The following is a 17,150-nucleotide window of genomic DNA, read 5'->3' as shown; positions in this document are numbered from 1 at the left end:
ACGGAGACACGACAGGTATTGCTCAAGCTTCATGTTCCCTGAATTTTCAAGCGATTGAGTGCTGATGTTCGGCTGAATGAGTATACCGATCATTCCGAACCGAGTGACGCCGGACCGTTTTCAATCCATCCTTGCGGAGGCTTAAACCGACCCCGCTTCAGGAAAAAATAACCCTGCCCCGTGAACTTCACGCGCCCCATGCCCGACCGAGGAAAATTATTTTGATCAAAAGACCTAAAAACGACTTGACACCTTAATATAGTGCTCCTATATTTTAGTCAAACGATCATAACTGGGGATGGAAAGCACATGCCGAGACCCAAAAAACCAAGATTTGTATCCGGTTATCCGATCATCGCCGCCTTTGTCCCGCAGGGTATGCCGATCACTGGCGAAGTAATGCTGTCGGTCGAAGAACTGGAAGCCATTCGTCTGAGCGATTTCGAGCGGCTGGACCAGGAATCGGCAGCCAACCTCATGCAGGTATCCCGCCAGACCTACGGCAGGATTCTATCCACGGCCCGCGGTATCGTCGGCGAAGCCCTGGTCACCGGAAAAGCCCTGAAAATCGCCGGCGGCAACTATGCCATGCGCGGAGGAGGAAGACGGCACCGCGGCCGCCGGGGCCGAATGGGAGGGCGTGAGTAACATGGATACTGACAAACGAAACAACACCAATATTGGCAAAAAGACCGTTTATTGAAGGCACGAAGAAGGGAGGTGAAACACATGCCCAGAGGAGACGGAACCGGCCCGGATGGAAAGGGTCGACAATCAGGCAGAGGACAAGGCCCCTGCGGCCAAGGTGGCCAACCGCCCCAACCCCAGGGAGGGGGGGGTGGCGGTCGCGGCGGTCGTGGAACCGGCCAGGGTAAAGGTCGGGGTGGCGGCGGACGAGGACAGGGACAAGGCGGCGGCTCAGGAAGAGGACGCGGCCAGAATCAGTAATCGACAATCACACAACCATCAAGGAGGACATCATTATGCCAGGATTAGACAGAAGCGGTCCCATGGGGGCCGGTCCAATGACCGGCGGTCGCAGGGGAATATGCGGGCGTGCTGGTGCCGCAGCCAACCTGCCGGCTTACGGCAGCGGTTATGGCTATGGCAGAGGAATGGGATTCAGACGCGGATACGGCAGGGGTCGTGGTTACGGCTTCGGGCCGGCCACCGGTGGATACCCCTACCCGCAGGCCCTTGGCACCGGTTACCCGATGAGCAAAAGCGACGAAATGGAGAGGCTCCGGGCCGATGCCGATGCCATGCAAAAATCCCTGGATGCCGTCCGGCGAAGACTCGCTGAAATGGAAAAGGAGAGTTCCGAATAATAGCTACGTAACCGGGGTGCCGGCCTGACGGGATCGCTTGTACCAAACACCGGCACCCCCTTGTTGTTCGCAGTTCTCCCGCGGTCATATCGAGGCTGCTTGCCCATGAAAATCACCATCGTCTACGACAATGTCGTCTGGAAGCCGACCCTGAGGGCCGATTGGGGCTTCGCCTGTCTGGTGGAGACAGAAGGCCACACCCTCCTGTTCGACACCGGCGCCAAAGGGGCGATTCTTCTCGGCAACATGGAAAAGCTCGGCATCGACCCGGCGGCCATCGATGCGGTGTTCATATCCCACAACCACTGGGACCATATCGGCGGCCTTGCCAACTTGTTGCACATCCATCCCACAGCGGTTTTCCAGCCCGCCGCCTGCCCGCCACCAGAGGGTGCCACCCGGGTTGTTTCAGTTAAAAAGCCCATGGAGCTTTTCGAAAATGCCTACTCTACGGGACAACTCGACAGTATCGAACAGTCGCTGGTCATCCGGCAGCACGACCATGCGGTGGTCATTGCGGGATGCTCGCACCCCGGTGTCGGGGTTATCCTCACCGCCGCATTCCAGTTTGGTGAGATCAAAACCCTGATCGGAGGCCTGCACGGGTTTAACGATTTTTCCCTGATCGAGCGACTGGGTAGCGTTTGCCCGGCCCACTGCACCCAACACATCGAAGAAATCAAACGACGATATCCGAACAGGTATCTGGCCGCCGGCGCCGGCAGGGTGATTGAAATTTAAGGACCTCTACGCTTCCACAGGTCAATTAAAGACTGCGTCTGTCCTCTCCGGCCTTTTCCTGTCGCTCCGCCGTGGCGCAAGCAACCTTTATTTTCATTTTTACCCCGGGACTGCCCACTTTCATATAAATAGTTGGCGCCAATTTTGCTTAATAATTTTATGCAAATTCCTTCATTTTGCATCGGGGGTGTTGAAAAACACTATGCACCGTTAGGACAGCGACCTGATACTTCATGGTGTCGAGGACTCAATACGTTAAGGAGAAACCCATGACCCTTGATGAAGTTGAATTCAACAAAAATATTCTGATCGCAGTGGACGAATCGGAAAACTCCCGTCGGGCGGTGTCCTATGTGGGTAATCTGCTTGGGGGGATAAAAGGCTTCAGGGTGTTGATCCTGCATATCATTCGTCACCCCGAAGAAGATTTTTTCCCCACCTCCGCGGAAATAAACAAATGGCTCGGCGAGTATCAGCTGAAGGTTGATGCCATGCTCAAGGACTATCGCGAGATTCTGATCGGAAAAGGATTTGCGCCGGAGGATGTGTCGGTTCGGTCAACACTCCGCCACTGTCCTTCATTGGCGGAGTGCATTCTGTTGGAACTTCGGCAATCCAAAGACTATACCATTGTGGTTGGCAGGCAAGGTCTTTCGCGAAGTGAAGCGTTTCTCTTCGGTAGTGTCTCCAGCAAGATCGTCAACCATGCGCGCAACTGCACCGTATGGGTGGTAGAATGATTCAAGTTCCTTCGTCGTCGAAAGCCCAAAGCGATTGTGAATAGCGACATTCATGCGCTTGTCACAATAAATATCGGCACCCTCGGCCAAACCAAGGCCCCCTGCAAACCGCCACGTCAAGGAAAAAAGGGAGGAAACCAATGGAAAAAGAGAGAGAGAGGGTTGAAGCCACGATAAAAATCGAGAAGATTTTATTCCCCGTGGATTTAACCGAAAATTCATCCAAGCTTTTGCCCTATGTATTATCGCTTTCCGAGAAATACGACAGCAGTGTTGTCCTTCTCCACGTGGTACAGGATCTTAACAAATGGGGCAAACTCTATGTACCGCATCCTTCCATGGATAAATTCCAAAAAGAAGCCATCGAAGCTGCCAAAAAGGCTATGCAAATCGTTTGTGACAATCAATTGCAACGCTGCCCCAATTTTCAAAAAATCGTCGTTTCCGGAGATGCTGCGGATGAAATTCTAAAGGTCATTGCGTCCGAAGGCATAGACCTGTTGATCATAGGCACCCATGGCCGCAAAGGATTGGAGCACGTGATTTTTGGGAGCGTGGCGGAAAAAGTGGTGAAGAACGCACCCATTCCAGTACTCTCGATCAACCCATACAAGCTCAAGTGAGTTGTCCTCGTTGAGATTGCCAATCCGTCCGTTTGGAACAGGTTTGAACGGGTATGGAAAATTCGTTCCGGACATCATTGGGGCCGGCTCCCTGGCGGCACTGGTCACCACCATAGGGGTTTATGATATTCGGCGTTTCGAGCAATGGAGACGTTAAAAAATCAATTATTCCATATGTTTTACCGCGGGTTTACGGATTTCGGTTTCTTTTTTCCACAGCATCCCAAAGGCATTTTCGATGAACACGATGCCGCTTGGTCCCCGAACCTCATCGCTCCGGCGGCTTTAATGGAATATCCCATTTTTTCATATACTTCCAAATGGCTGTACGACTCAGTCCCACCCGCCGCCCCACCTCGGCCTTATTCCAATCGCAATCATCAAGCAGTTCACGTAAAGCATCCTTCGACAATTTCCTGCGATTTTTTTTCAACGATTTTAAGGGAAAATTGCTTTCAATGCTCGTGTTATAATGAGTCAAGTGCTCCGGCTGACGAATTTCAATGGGGAGGTCTGAAATATCGATCGCTTTGCGATTGCATAATACAAAGGCATGTTCAATGGCATTTTCCAATTCACGGACGTTTCCCGGCCATGGATGATCCATGAATACACGCATCGCCGCCGTTGAAAACCCCGTGATCTGCTTGCCTGTTTTTTTGTTCATGGTTTTTATGAAGTGGTCCGCGAGAATCGGAATATCCTCTCTGCGCTCGCACAAGGGTGGCAGGTAGATGGGGAAGACTTTCAACCGGTAGTATAAATCTTCCCTGAAAAGCCCTTCCCGCACGCGGGCATATAAATCCTTATGCGTGGCCGTAATAATTCGGATGTCGATCTTGCGTCTCCGCGAATCTCCCACCCGCTCCACCTCTCTTTCCTGCAGCACCCTCAAGAGCTTCACCTGAATATAGGGGCTCAACTCACCGATTTCATCCAAAAAAATCGTTCCGCTGGATGCCTCTTCAAAACGTCCCATGCGATCCCGATTGGCGCCGGTAAAAGAACCTTTAACGTGTCCGAACAGTTCACTTTCCAGCAGGTTTTCGGAAAGGGCGCTGCAGTTAACCGCCACCAACGGGCCCTCCCGACGATCGCTGTTGAAATGGATGGCACCGGCAACCAGCTCTTTGCCGGTACCGCTATCCCCCTGAATCAGGATAGTCGCCTCGCTGGCAGAGGCTGCCCGGATTGCCTCGAACACCTGCTTCATGGCCCGACTTTTACCGATGATGTTATCCATGCGGTGGATCTCTCCCAGTCGGAAAACAGCCTCTTCAGCCTGTTTGCGCGCCCTCATCAGTTCGGTCATATCGGTGACCGTTTCGACGATGCCGATGACATTGCCGTCGTCGTTTTTAACAACGCTGGCGTTTTTGATCACCGACACATCATGGCCATCCTTATGACGCAGATGACACTCTTTGGCTTCTGACTGCCCTTTTTCCACAATCCGGCATTTTTCTATGCTGGCCGGGCAGTTTTTCCCAAAACAGCGACTGCACTGAATCAACTGGCAGGTTTTTCCCAACGCATCCTTGGCCGAATACCCGCTGATCCGCTCCATGGAAGGGTTCCATGAAGAAATTCGACCTGTTGCATCCATGGTGAACACCCCATCGGCCATGGAATCAATGATTCGGTTGATGAAGCGCACATTCCAGATTTCATGAATTTTGTTTTCCATTATTGCTCCTGAGATTCTTGGCGTTACGATAGCGTTACGAACCGTTACACGATTATTAAGACTATAGCGCTGGAAGGGTCAAGATCAAAATAACTTCCCCGCCGCAAGCAATAGGGTATTAAAGCCTCGGCTTTGCCATCAACCACTTGAAAAGGGCTTATTCGCCAACAGGCTCGGGATAGAAGGTTGGCATTTAATATGCATTTTCATTGGCAACCACCAAACAAAGGAGGTGCCTATGTTTGCATTAATCTATGACGCCCATGAACAGGACAAACCCTTTAAACAGGTGCTTTCCGTACACAAAACCCGGAAAACCGCCGAACATGCATTGGAAAAGCGCATGGCCCGGTTAGGCAAAAAAAAGGTGTGGGAGTGCGACACCCGCATTGTTTGGCTCAAGGAGAAAGTCAAACCCGGATATGGTGTCACCGAGAACGCCTTTTCAACCTGGCAACCGGGAGAAACGATTCCTTATGGAGAAAGTCACCCGGACTGCGACTGACATGGGCAACGCTGATCCCCCGGTGTTGGACAACTTCGTCCGTTTATCTTCTTGTCGCTGCCTTGACCCGTAGCGGCGCGGCAGGGTATACCATTATCTTGTCCGCTGATGCCGATAAGTGCGCCTTGCGTGCATGATAGATAGATGGAGCCACTGAACGATATAAATTTTCCCCGTGAACAGCACAAAACGGAGCGATGACAATGGAGATGCAAGTTAATTTTCCGGGCGGAAAGCGCGTAAACTCAATCTACAAAGGATTTACGGTGGAGACGGATCAGCCACCAAGCGAGGGCGGCGACGGCTCGGCACCCGAACCCTATGATCTGTTTTTATCGTCCATGGGCACCTGCGCCGGGGTATACATCGTCTATTTTTGCGAAAGCCGCAACATCCCCACGGAGGGAATATCGATGACCCTCCGGTTTGAGCGCAATGAATCGTCTCATCTGGTTGAAAAAATAGCGATGGACATCCGCTTGCCAACCGGTTTCCCCGAAAAATATCGCAAGGCCGTGATTCGTGCGGCGGCAATGTGCACGGTAAAACGCACTCTGGCCCAGCCACCGGAAATCGAGATAACTGCCACTGGAGTGAACGCCTAAAAGATTGCACTTCAGACCGGCTCGTAAGGTGACTTATGAAATTCGTGATCATCGGGGGAGATGCTGCCGGCATGAGCGCAGCCAGCAGGGTCAAACGAACCATGCCGGAGATGGATGTCATCGTTTTGGAAAAAACGGATGACGTCTCTTACAGCGCCTGCGGCATGCCTTACAATATCGCTGATGCAAATCGGGACATGAACGACCTTGTGGTCAGAACCGCCGACGTGTTCCGCAAAAAGCAGGGGATCGACCTGCTGACCGGTTACCATGTTAAATCGATCGATACTAAAAACCGCATCGTCTCCGGGACGGTCCGGCACAACCGTGAGCGGTTCCGCTTTTTTTATGATCGACTGCTGATCGCCACGGGGGGAAGGCCCACCATCCCGGCCGGCAGCGGATTCGATCTGCCCGGTGTGGTCGCCCTTAAAAATCTGAAAGACGGCAGAATAATAAAAGCCCATATCCGGGAACACACGGTCAAAAAAGCGGTAATCGTCGGCATGGGCTACATCGGCATGGAAATGGCCGAAGCGCTTCGGGAGAGAAACATCGATGTCGAGATGGTCAAACCCGGTCCCGATCTCTTGCCTTGGATGGCGCGTGAACTCGCACGGGTCGTCAACCAGGAGTTGGAAGCCAACCGGGTCAAATTGCACCTCGGCTGCGAAATCAAGGGGATCGACAAAACCGCCGACTGTCTTCATATCGTCTGCAATGACCGAACCCTGACAGCAGAGATGGTTTTGGTCGCCATCGGCATCGAACCGAACAGCGAGCTGGCCGCCGAGGCCGGACTCGAGACGGGGGTCGGCAACGCCATCGCCGTAAACCATCAAATGCAAACTTCAGACGAAAGGATTTATGCGGCAGGCGATTGTGCGGACGCCTATCATGTGGTCACCGGCCAAAAAACCTGGATTCCGCTGGCACTGCGGGCCAATCGGGCCGGTTGGGCCGCAGCGGACAACGTCTGCGGCAAGGAGACCCGACTGGAGGGTGTTGCCGGCACCGCCGTTTTCAAGGTATTCAATCTCGAAGTCGCCCGCACCGGGCTGTCGCTTGAAGAATCGCACCGATTCGGATTCGAGCCGGTTGAGGTAACCATCAAAAGCCGATCCCGGGCTCACGCCCACCCCGGGGCCGAAACGATTTGGGTAAATTTGATTGGTGACAAAAAAAGCGGGCAGCTGCTGGGCGCCCAAATGGTAGGGTGCGAGGGGGTTGCCCATCGCATCAATGCCGCTGCCGTCGCCTTGCATAACCGCATGTCCGTGGCAGCATTTTCTCAAACGGATCTGGCCTATGCCCCACCCTTTGGCCCGGTCTGGGATCCGCTGCTAACCGCGGCCAATCAATTGTTGAAAAAATTGAGTTGAAACCGTCTCCAAGCGTTACCTTTTGTCCATCCGCAACACAGGTAACGCTTTTTTTGTTTCCGTGTTCCGCTGTCCCACCTCCTTGTCCGGGCTAAAAACTCTTTAACCATCCAGTTTCACAATCAATAATTCAATCACCGACGTTGATTAAAATAATGGCACAAATATTGATTTAACTCTCCATACGTTCAAACGTCAACCATGTTTTAGATTAGAAAATTAAACAAGGAGATCAATATGTTACGTGTGCTTTCATTTCTTCAAAAAAACCTGGTTTGGTCAATTCCCACATCCATGATCATCGGGTTGCTGTACGGGTACCTGTTTGATGCCCGCCCCCTGAAACAAGTCATTATCCCGGTGACCTTTATTATGGTTTACCCCATGATGGTAACCTTGAATGTAAAAACGATTTTCAAGGGACAAGACTACAAACTCCAAATCACCACCCAAATTATTAACTTCGTCCTCGTGCCGTTGCTGGCCTTCTACACCGGCCGATTGTTTTTCGGCGGGGGCCCTGAGAAATATGGCCTGTGGGCCGTCGGGTTGTTTCTGATCGGCGTGTTGCCCACGTCGGGCATGACCATTTCATGGACCGGGTTCGCCAGGGGCAACAAGGAAGCCGCCATCAAAATGGTAGTCTTCGGGCTGGTGCTCGGCGCGCTGGCAGCACCGATCTATACCAAAGCCTTCATGGGCGCCACCATCGATGTGGATATGCTGCATATGTTCAAACAGATCGCCCTGTTTGTCTTTGTACCGCTGTTCGCCGGCCTGCTGACCCAGTACCTCGCCATTAAAAAAGTCGGCAACCAGACCTGGAACGATCGCATCAAACCGAAGTTCCCACCATTCTCGGCCCTGGGTGTCATCCTGATCGCTTTCGTGGCCATGTCGCTGAAAGCCAGGAATATCATCGCCAACCCGGCAGATATCCTCACCATCCTGATTCCCCTGGCGGTGTTTTATCTGATTACCTATGGGGTGCTCTCCGTTGCCGGGCGGCTATTCTTTAAACGCGAGGATGCCATCGCCATGGTTTTCGGGGTGGTCATGCGAGATCTGTCCATTGCCTTGGCCATCGCCATGACCGCCTTTGGCAAGCAAGGACTCACCATCGCCCTGCTCATCGCCATGGCCTATGTGATCCAGATCCAGACAGCCGCCTGGTATGTCCGTTTAGTCGGAAAAATCTTCGGCGATGCCAAAAAACAGCCCTCGCCGCAGGTCAACCGGCCCGCCCTCGAAAAACTTGCCACGGTCACTGAACTTCCCACCCGGCTAACGACGGTGGACGAACCGATGGTTCCACCGATTCAAAAAATCCTGTATGCAACCGATCTTTCCGATACGGCACGCCATGCGGTCCGATACGCCTGCAGCATTGGCAACAGTTTTGGCGCCTCAGTAACGTTGCTCCACGTCATTCCGGATGTCCTCGACGCACTTTCCAGGGAAGCCGGCATCGACCTGGCCGATCATATGGGCAAAAAAGCGTGGGCAGATTTTCATATCAACGGCATCGAAAAAGCCAAAGAAACCATATATCAGCGCATCCGGGAAACCTCGCGCCGTGTTTCCAAAGAGATTCCCAGTTGCCCGCTAACCGAGGACAATGTGGTTGTCAAAATCGGGAATCCGGTCAAACAAATTATTGCGACGGCGCAGGAAGGCCACTTCGATCTCATCATCATGGGGACCCACGGCCACGGGAAAATGGAAGAACGCATCATCGGCAGCACGGCCAGCGATGTCATTCGGTTGAGCTATGTACCGGTGACGGTGATTCGCCTTCCCGAGAAAGCACCGATTACAACTCGTCGACAATGGCATATAAATGAAACGGTTGAAAAGCCGATTAGACCCACCGGCAAAAACAATCAAAGATTCATTTAAAGGAGATGTAATGTGAAAAAACGGCAGGTCGTTATCATAGGCGGTGGCCCGGCCGGGCGCACCCTCGTTCATATGCTCCATGCCTCCGGCCAAAAGATGTCCGTTACCTTGATCAAGGATGAAAAAATCAATGCGAACCGCTGTGCGGTACCTTATGGCATCCCGGATGAAAAACCATTGGAAAAGTTTCAGATACCCAACGCCCTGGTGACCGATTTTGGTGCAAAATTGGTGATTGATCGCGTTGAGAAGATCGATACGATTAAAAAGCAGGTTTTTACGGCTGCGGGCGGTGGATACCCTTATGACGAGCTGGTGCTGTCCACCGGTTCTCGTCCGGTCATCCCGCCGATTCCCGGTGTAGAGGGGAAAAACATCACCGCCGTACGATCCATCAAGGACCTGTCCCTGCTTCGGCAACTGGCCTCAACCGGCAAGCGCGCCGTCGTTGTCGGTGGAGGATATATCGGCATTGAAGTCGCCGTCGTTCTCAAGCAAATGGGGCTCGATGTTACTGTCGTAGAAATGCTGCCGAGCATTCTCATGGCAACGACTGAGCCCGAATTTATCGAACGGGTAACCGAGGCACTGTCGGAAAAGGGCGTCCAGCTGTTGACCAATGAAAAAGTGGTTGAATTCGTGCACCCGTCTGCCGACCAGGTGGTAGTAAAGCTTGGTTCCGGGGAGTCGTTGGCGGCGGATTTTGTGGTGCTATCGGTGGGTGTTGCACCCAACACCGAACTGGCCGCCCAGGCAGGTATAAAAACCAGCCGATTGGGGATTTGTGTGGATCGACACATGCGAACCGATGCGGAGGGTGTATCTGCCTGCGGAGACTGCGCGGAAAAGACATCCTTTGTCACCGGCCAACCCACCCGCGGCGAATTCGGTACCAACGCGGTCTTCATGGCAAAAACCGTTGCGCACAATATTCTTGGAAAAAAGAAAACATTCCCCGGCATCATTAATGCCAATGTGACGGCGGTATATGATTGGAGCCTGGGATCCGCCGGACTGACCGAACAAATGGCAAGGGATGCCGGCATTGACGTCGTAACCGGATATTCCGACGTCTTGAGCAAATATCCGATGATGAGCCCGGTGGACACCATTCGAACCAAGCTGGTGTTTAACCGGGAAAATCGGAAAATAGTCGGCGGCAGTGTCTTGCGGAAAGGGAACTGCTCGGCCCACAATGTGGATTTTATCTCCTTTGCCATTCAAATGGGTGCGACCATGGACAATCTCATGGACTACCAATATGCGACCCATCCCGAACTGGCGGCAAAACCATCTGATAACACTTATGTTTTTGCAACAAAAACCGCTATGTCCAAATGATCCGTTTTAGAAAACCAGCCGAACCCCGTCGCCGCAGGTAGTCGGCCACCTCACCGGTTGCGATGAAATTTTTTAACCGTTATTATTGAAGGCGCCCCGCAGTTTTCCGCGGGGTGTCTTCACCGCAAGAAAAAACCGATTTCCAGCTTGCCATAAAGCATTTCCTCGGGCAATCGAGAATTCACTCGCGATCTCAACGCAAAGTAATCGGTTTGCCTTTGATCACCCAACGCTTGTTTGCGAAAATTCATTCCGGCACAAGCATCACCCAAAAAAACGTTACCTAACGTTAACTTTAAGCATGCCTGTCTGAAAGTAACGGCATTGATTTACTTTTTATTCCCTTGTGGGCATCTCGATGCATTTTAGCATTTAGTTATTAAGCACATAACTAACAGTTTTTATAATATATTATAGTTCTTCTCAATTTTTTTATTACATCGCCCTTGTGGCACAAAAGTTGATTATACCTAATAACAGTTGTTGAATTAAGGCCCTGAGGACGTCACGTTTCTTGTTCACCAAGCTCGGAGCCGCAACGATTGGTTTTTAACACGAGCAATACCCAGATTGTCTTGGAGGGAAGAGCGGGACTTCAGGAACGGCATGATCGATAAACCCAAACCATAAAAAAGGAGAATCTTGTCATGATGGCAAAAAACTGCTGCAAAACAATGGAAATGGAACTCACCGGCTGGAAGGCCATCGTTTACGATATTGCTCGTAAAATGGACACCCTGCCCGGCGGCGAAAAAGAAAAAATTCTGCCCAACATCGAAGACCTGCACATCCTGATCGCGGAAATGGACGACCGGATCGATCAGATCCGGGAAAACTGCACACCGGAAACCGGCATGGATGACATTCAGAAGGAGCGGGAAGCGTTTAACAATTCGATCTCAACACTTCGGGTAACAACCGAAGAAGCCATGCGGGGACTGGGTGGCGGCAACTTCGGTGGATGAACGCCGGAAACCGATTCGATGGATGAATGATCAGTGAGGGCGGCAATGTTCCAGATTGCCGCCCTTTAGTTTCCCAATGAGGCCAGGAGAATAGCAATGGGTGCCATTGGACGATTGACCCGGAAGCATTTTGAACAGTCGGTCCTGCACGGCGTTACACTGGTAGATTTCGATGCCCCTTGGTGCGGACCCTGCCGCACTCAAAAACCAATTATCGATGCATTGAAAAAGAACTACCGCGGCAAGGCCGCCGTCAAGAATATAAATATCGATGATAACCAAGACATCGCTATGCATCTCGGTGTGCAGAGCATTCCCACCATCATACTCTACAAAGACGGCAGAGAGATGGACCGATTTATTGGCGTTCAAACCGCTGGGACGCTTACCCGAGCATTAAAAAAGTTGATCGATCGGCCGCGACATCCCAACTGATCGCACCGTATCCGACCCTTTTTTGAAAATCCGGTGTTGACATGGGTTTCAAATATTTCCTGCCGTTTTCGTGAGTTCTATTTTATGCTATGATCCATCGCAACTAATAAATAAACACGCCGACCCGTCGGCGGTTAAAGGGGAGTGCTGTAAACATGGGAACGTGTATCAATCATCCGGATCGTGAAACCCCATACATCTGCATGAAACATCAAATCTACTTATGTGAGGATTGTCTGGAATGCCGAGACCCGAAAATCTACTGTAAACACCGTTCTGCCTGCCCCATCTGGTTCATGGGCAAACGCAAGGAAGGATGGGAGGCCGAAGATAGACAGGAAGCGGCCGCGGCCGCTCATACGGTCCGGTTTCTGCCCGACGGACAGACAGTTTCCGTTCCCGACGAAAGCACCCTGCTGGAGGCTGCCCAGGCCGCGGAGATCCATGTCAACGCCTCGTGCAGCGGAAAAGGCTCCTGCGGAAAATGCAAGCTGGTAGTCGTTGCGGGTGAAGTAGAAACAGCACCCACACCACTGCTAACGGACGGCGAAAAGGCCAAGGGGTATGTATTAGCCTGTCAAAGCAGGATCTTCGGAAATGTCTCCGTGCAGATTCCCGAAGAGGCCCTGGAGCGAAAACTCAAAATCGCGGGCATGGGGCAGGCGATCACCGACCGGCTCAAAGGATGGGTCACGGACATCGACCCCCTGCTCCAAGAGATCCCGCTGACCTTAGCGCCCCCCACCCTCGACGATTCGGTCTCCGATCTGGACCGACTCAACCGTGGACTGAAAAAGCATGGATGCGATGTGGCCCGGCTCAACGTGGGCATCAAGGTCATGCGTCAATTGGCCGATGTGGTCCGCCGGGACAACTGGAAAATCACCGTATCGGTCATCCGCCGCAAATGCGCCAATGAAATTCTGGAGGTGCGGCCCGGCAACGGACAGCACCAATCGCTGGGCCTTGCCATCGACGTGGGCACGACCACCATCGTGGTCTACCTGGTGGACATGGCCGACGGGTCGGTGCTGGCAGCCACTGCCGGCCACAACCGCCAGGCGGATTGCGGAGATGATGTCATCAACCGTATCGTCTGCGCGGAAAAAGACGGGGTCAAAAAACTCAGCCGCATGGCCCTGGCCACCATCAACGACCTCATCGGCGAAGCCCTTGACAGCGCCGGCGTTAAAAAGGAAGCCATCCGCAACGTGGTCGTATCCGGCAACACCACCATGGTCCACCTGCTGCTTCAAATCGAACCCCGCTATCTCCGCCGGGACCCCTATATTCCAACGGTGTCGGACTTTCCTATCCTGAAAGCCGTAGAGATCGGCCTGAAAGCCAATCCCATGGCGGCCGTGTTCGTCATGCCCGGACCGGCCAGCTATGTGGGCGGCGATATTGTCTCCGGGGTGCTGTATACCGGTTTCCACCGAGAAGATCCGGTCACGCTGTTCATCGATATCGGCACCAACGGAGAAATCGTCCTGGGCAACAGGGAGTGGCTGATGACCGCCGCCTGCAGCGCCGGGCCGGCCTTCGAAGGCGGGGGCATCCGCTGGGGCATGCGGGCCGAGGAGGGGGCCATCGAAAAGGTGACCATCGACCCGCAAACCCTGGTGCCGGACCTGTCAATGGTCGGAGACGCCCCTCCCCGGGGGATCTGCGGGTCGGGGATGATCGATCTGATTGCCGAGCTGTTAAAAACCGGCATCGTTGACCGCAGCGGCCAGTTTGCCGAGGGGCTGGACAACGAACGGATCCGCAAGCTGGGAGATGAATGGGCCTACGTCCTCACCTTTGGCGAAAGGACGTCCATGGAGGAAGATATCGTCTTCACCGCATCGGATTTAAAAAACCTCATATACAGCAAGGGCGCTGTCTATGCCGGCTTCACCACCTTGCTGGGCCACGCGGGCATGGATTTTTCAATGGTGGACCGCATGATCATCACCGGTGGGTTTGGCCAGTATCTCAACATCGAAAAGGCGATTTCCATCGGCCTGCTGCCCGACATCGACCGCAGCAAATTTGCCTACATGGGCAACAGCTCCATCGTGGGGGCCTACATGGCACTGTTGTCTGCAGAGTATCGACAGGAGGCCCGAACGATCTGCGAGAGCATGACTTATGTCGACTTTTCCAGCAACCCCCGGTACATGGACGAATTCACCTCGGCCCTTTTTCTGCCCCACACGGACCTGAACGCTTTTCCCAGTGTTACCACAGCGGCATCTTCGGCTATCCAATGAATGAAAGCAGCCGTGCGTTGGTTTTTCTGCTTCTGGCAAAAGGACGCTCTTTCGTTAATCGCTTGAAGAACTTTGAACGACAAGTTAAAGGCTGCCAGGGAAAACTTTTCCGCGGCAGCGGCGTTCGATTAAACGCCCTCCGTGCCCATTTAACCCGGGCGGACACGGAGGGCGCCATCACGATGCGATCAGCGGAAAACCCGCATTGGACCAGGCGAACACGCCACCGGCCAGGGATTTGACGCATGAAAAACCCGACTGGCGGAGGATGCTGGCGGCGATGTTGGAGCGATAGCCGCTGCCACACTGCAGAACCAGTTCTTCGTCCTTTTCTGCTTCGGGTAGACGATCGGCGAGAATATCGGAAAGGGGTAAATGCTCTGCCCACTTGATTCGGTTGGCCTTCCATTCCGCCGGCGTGCGCACATCGATGATACGGATGCCGCTGTTTTCCAGACGCGCGGCCAACTGGTGGGGGGAAATCTGCTCCAGCTGATCCACGGCCCGACCACTCATCAGCCAGGCCATTATCCCGCCGGAAAGATAGCCGAAAATAAGATCATAACCGATACGATGCAGTTCGGTCATCATGCGATCGTAATCCTCGCGGTCATCCACCACCAGGAGAAGTTCTGCACCGGGATCCACCACCATGCCGACCCAGTTGGCCAACTGTTTTTCGAATCCGATATTGATGCTGCCAGGGATATGAAAACCGCCAAAGGCGGCTGAATCGCGGGCGTCGATGATAGTTGCCCCGCCGGCAACCATCTCTTCGAACTGCTTGGGGGTCAGGCCCTTGTCCATGGGGCAGGCGTCTAGGGTGGCCGCACCTTTGAGGTTGGTCTGGATAATGTGCGAAAAGCTTTTCGGGCGCACCGGAAACGCCGACATCACATCTTTTTTGAATGCCTCGAAAGACGCGAACCGCAGCATAGGGTTGGCCCGCCGTTCGTAACCCAGGGTGGAACTTTTCTTGGCGCTCATGCCCCGTCCGCACAGTGACCCTTCGCCATGGGCCGGAAACACTTCCAGATGATCCGGGTAGTCGGCCAGTTTGACGTAAATGCTGTTGTACAGATTTTCCACCTGCTCATCCAGGATTTCCGCGCCGGGCAGGTCCGGTCGGCCGATATCGCCCACGAACAACAGGTCGCCGGTAAGCAGCATCTCGGGCTCCTCGGATCGCCCCCTATCCGTAACCAGCAAGGAGATGGAATTCGGTGTGTGCCCCGGGGTATGCAGGATTTCCATTTTTGCGGCACCGATTTCGAACACGTCTCCCTCCTTGATCGCCTTGTGCCGATATTCCACCGGCGCACTTTCATGGATGTAAATGTCCGCTCCAGTGGCCAGGCGCAGCTCCTGGTCCCCGCTGACATGGTCAGCGTGAACATGGGTGTTGATGATGTGGGTGATCTGCATCCCTTCCTCCCGGGCAATCTCCAGATAGTCCTGAACATCCCGCTTGGGATCCACGACGGCCATCGCCTTGGCCCGCGGGCAGCCAATGGCGTAGGAAAGACACCCCAATCCGGGAACGGCGATTTGGTTGAAATACATGTCCATCTCCTTTGTTGATGATTTTCGGCAGGGCCTGTCGGCACAACCATGGGGGCCCGGGCCGTCGCCAACAGCACACCCCGTCCGGGCCCCCACAACAGCTTGAAAGACTATCGGATCAATCGAACGCCATACTGGTTTTCCACTCTTTCCAGACGTTACCGACCAGGGCTGGTCCGGGTTTTAACGTCTTTTTCCCCGGCCGCCATCCCGACGGCGTGGCTTCGGCACCCTTGGTTTTTCTAACCAGCTGGAAGGCTTGGACCTGCCGCAGGGTTTCCTGCACATTGCGGCCCACCGGTGGGGTCAGCACCTCGTATCCCTGGATCACCCCATCGGGATCGATGATAAATCGGCCCCGGTTCTCCACGCCAGCCGCTTCGTTGAAAACACCAAACAATTTACCCACCTTTCCTCCGGCATCGGACAACATGGGAAAGGGAACGCCGCCATCAACCATTTTGCTCAATTCGTGGTCATCCCACATTTTATGGACGAACATGCTGTCGATACTCATGGAAAGCAATTCCACACCCAGTTTCTGGAACTCGGGATATTTTTCGGCGACCGCCGAAATCTCGGTGGCTCATACAAAGGTGAAATCGCCGGGGTAAAAACAGACCAACACCCATTTTCCCAGATAATCGGATAGCTTGACGTTGATGAATTTTCCCTTTTGATAACCCGGTGCCACAAAGTCCGGTGCTTTTTCGCCGACATGAATCATTTTCATTTCCTCCTTGATGGATGCAGTTGCCTCTTTGGCGGTCTCCGGGACCGCCTCTCCAACGGGTCCTCCGGTGGGTCGGGCGCACCCGACCTCCAACTCTTCTGGCATACCTGTCTCCTTTCGTTGGGTATTGGTAGAAAACCCATCCTTCTGGAAGAATGGGACATTTATAAAATCGGTTATCTGGGGAAAACCATTATCCTTATCAAGATAAATATCGAGAACTGATCCGACTGTCAAGTCGGTATCGACCCGGTGGTCAACAGCCAAGCTTTTTTGAGAATATGATTTAAATACTATTTAAATCCAGTAATGATGTCAAACCATCATCAAACAGAAAGGGCACCTTCG

General features: G+C 53.2%; 17 protein-coding genes. 13 read left to right on the top strand and 4 right to left on the bottom strand.

The genetic code is table 11. The features are described 5' to 3' along the window. Positions 1 to 309: 309 nt before the first annotated feature. Positions 310 to 648: a DUF134 domain-containing protein gene (locus tag ACHZBS_RS11855; RefSeq protein ID WP_319406720.1), complete on the top strand. Its 339-nt coding sequence runs from the start codon at positions 310 to 312 to the stop codon at positions 646 to 648. A gap of 126 nt (positions 649 to 774) precedes the next feature. On the opposite strand, the gene ACHZBS_RS11850 is transcribed toward ACHZBS_RS11855, so the two are convergent. Beyond that, a complete protein-coding gene (locus tag ACHZBS_RS11850) occupies positions 775 to 909 on the bottom strand; it encodes a hypothetical protein (protein WP_319406719.1) in 135 nt (44 codons plus the stop codon). A 74-nt stretch (positions 910 to 983) separates the two neighbouring features. On the opposite strand from ACHZBS_RS11850, the gene ACHZBS_RS11845 reads away from it, so the two are divergent. The 4 genes from ACHZBS_RS11845 (at position 984) to ACHZBS_RS11830 (ending at position 3,432) form a co-directional block, all read left to right on the top strand. After that, positions 984 to 1,328 carry a DUF5320 domain-containing protein gene (locus ACHZBS_RS11845; RefSeq protein ID WP_319406718.1) on the top strand — a complete coding sequence of 115 codons (345 nt, stop codon included), beginning with the start codon at positions 984 to 986 and terminating at the stop codon, positions 1,326 to 1,328. 105 nt (positions 1,329 to 1,433) lie between these two features. Continuing rightward, positions 1,434 to 2,069, top strand: coding sequence for an MBL fold metallo-hydrolase (locus ACHZBS_RS11840; protein WP_319406717.1), 636 nt, complete (start codon positions 1,434 to 1,436; stop codon positions 2,067 to 2,069). A 269-nt stretch (positions 2,070 to 2,338) separates the two neighbouring features. Further along, a complete protein-coding gene (locus ACHZBS_RS11835; protein ID WP_319406716.1) occupies positions 2,339 to 2,809 on the top strand; it encodes a universal stress protein in 471 nt (156 codons plus the stop codon). A 140-nt stretch (positions 2,810 to 2,949) separates the two neighbouring features. Continuing rightward, complete coding sequence (locus tag ACHZBS_RS11830) at positions 2,950 to 3,432, top strand: universal stress protein (protein ID WP_319406715.1); 483 nt, start codon at positions 2,950 to 2,952, stop codon at positions 3,430 to 3,432. Positions 3,433 to 3,700: 268 nt separating this feature from the next. On the opposite strand, the gene ACHZBS_RS11825 is transcribed toward ACHZBS_RS11830, so the two are convergent. Further along, positions 3,701 to 5,119: a sigma 54-interacting transcriptional regulator gene (locus tag ACHZBS_RS11825; protein WP_319406714.1), complete on the bottom strand. Its 1,419-nt coding sequence runs from the start codon at positions 5,117 to 5,119 to the stop codon at positions 3,701 to 3,703. A 238-nt stretch (positions 5,120 to 5,357) separates the two neighbouring features. Here ACHZBS_RS11825 and ACHZBS_RS11820 point away from each other — a divergent pair, with 238 nt between their 5' ends. The 8 genes from ACHZBS_RS11820 to ACHZBS_RS11785 all read left to right on the top strand — a co-directional run bounded on the left by ACHZBS_RS11820 (position 5,358) and on the right by ACHZBS_RS11785 (position 14,506). Next, the gene (locus ACHZBS_RS11820; protein WP_319406713.1) at positions 5,358 to 5,624 is read left to right on the top strand and encodes a hypothetical protein; all 267 of its coding nucleotides are present in this window, start codon (positions 5,358 to 5,360) and stop codon (positions 5,622 to 5,624) included. Positions 5,625 to 5,827: 203 nt separating this feature from the next. Continuing rightward, the gene (locus ACHZBS_RS11815) at positions 5,828 to 6,229 is read left to right on the top strand and encodes an OsmC family protein (RefSeq protein WP_319406712.1); all 402 of its coding nucleotides are present in this window, start codon (positions 5,828 to 5,830) and stop codon (positions 6,227 to 6,229) included. Positions 6,230 to 6,264: 35 nt separating this feature from the next. Next, positions 6,265 to 7,611, top strand: coding sequence for an FAD-dependent oxidoreductase (locus ACHZBS_RS11810; RefSeq protein WP_319406711.1), 1,347 nt, complete (start codon positions 6,265 to 6,267; stop codon positions 7,609 to 7,611). A gap of 237 nt (positions 7,612 to 7,848) precedes the next feature. Then, positions 7,849 to 9,510, top strand: a complete 1,662-nt coding sequence (locus ACHZBS_RS11805) for a bile acid:sodium symporter (protein ID WP_319406710.1) — start codon at positions 7,849 to 7,851, stop codon at positions 9,508 to 9,510. A 12-nt stretch (positions 9,511 to 9,522) separates the two neighbouring features. Further along, positions 9,523 to 10,851, top strand: coding sequence for an FAD-dependent oxidoreductase (locus ACHZBS_RS11800; RefSeq protein WP_319406709.1), 1,329 nt, complete (start codon positions 9,523 to 9,525; stop codon positions 10,849 to 10,851). Between the two features lie 647 nt (positions 10,852 to 11,498). Beyond that, the gene (locus ACHZBS_RS11795; protein ID WP_319406708.1) at positions 11,499 to 11,816 is read left to right on the top strand and encodes a hypothetical protein; all 318 of its coding nucleotides are present in this window, start codon (positions 11,499 to 11,501) and stop codon (positions 11,814 to 11,816) included. A gap of 96 nt (positions 11,817 to 11,912) precedes the next feature. Next, complete coding sequence (gene trxA / locus ACHZBS_RS11790) at positions 11,913 to 12,251, top strand: thioredoxin (RefSeq protein WP_319406707.1); 339 nt, start codon at positions 11,913 to 11,915, stop codon at positions 12,249 to 12,251. Positions 12,252 to 12,406: 155 nt separating this feature from the next. Next, positions 12,407 to 14,506: an ASKHA domain-containing protein gene (locus ACHZBS_RS11785; RefSeq protein WP_319406706.1), complete on the top strand. Its 2,100-nt coding sequence runs from the start codon at positions 12,407 to 12,409 to the stop codon at positions 14,504 to 14,506. Positions 14,507 to 14,683: 177 nt separating this feature from the next. Here the strand turns inward: ACHZBS_RS11785 and ACHZBS_RS11780 are convergent, their stop codons facing one another. Further along, entirely contained in the window at positions 14,684 to 16,069 is a 1,386-nt protein-coding gene (locus tag ACHZBS_RS11780) for a rhodanese-like domain-containing protein (protein ID WP_319406705.1), read from the bottom strand. A 118-nt stretch (positions 16,070 to 16,187) separates the two neighbouring features. Further along, positions 16,188 to 16,907 (bottom strand): thioredoxin-dependent peroxiredoxin, encoded by a 720-nt coding sequence (prxU, locus tag ACHZBS_RS11775; RefSeq protein ID WP_319406704.1) that lies wholly within the window; start codon positions 16,905 to 16,907, stop codon positions 16,188 to 16,190. Between the last annotated feature and the right edge of the window lie 243 nt (positions 16,908 to 17,150).

Source organism: uncultured Desulfosarcina sp. (assembly GCF_963664155.2).
Classification (GTDB): Bacteria; Desulfobacterota; Desulfobacteria; order Desulfobacterales; family Desulfosarcinaceae; genus Desulfosarcina.
Note: the sequence above shows the minus strand (reverse complement) of the source record. Positions and strands in the feature narration are given on the sequence as shown.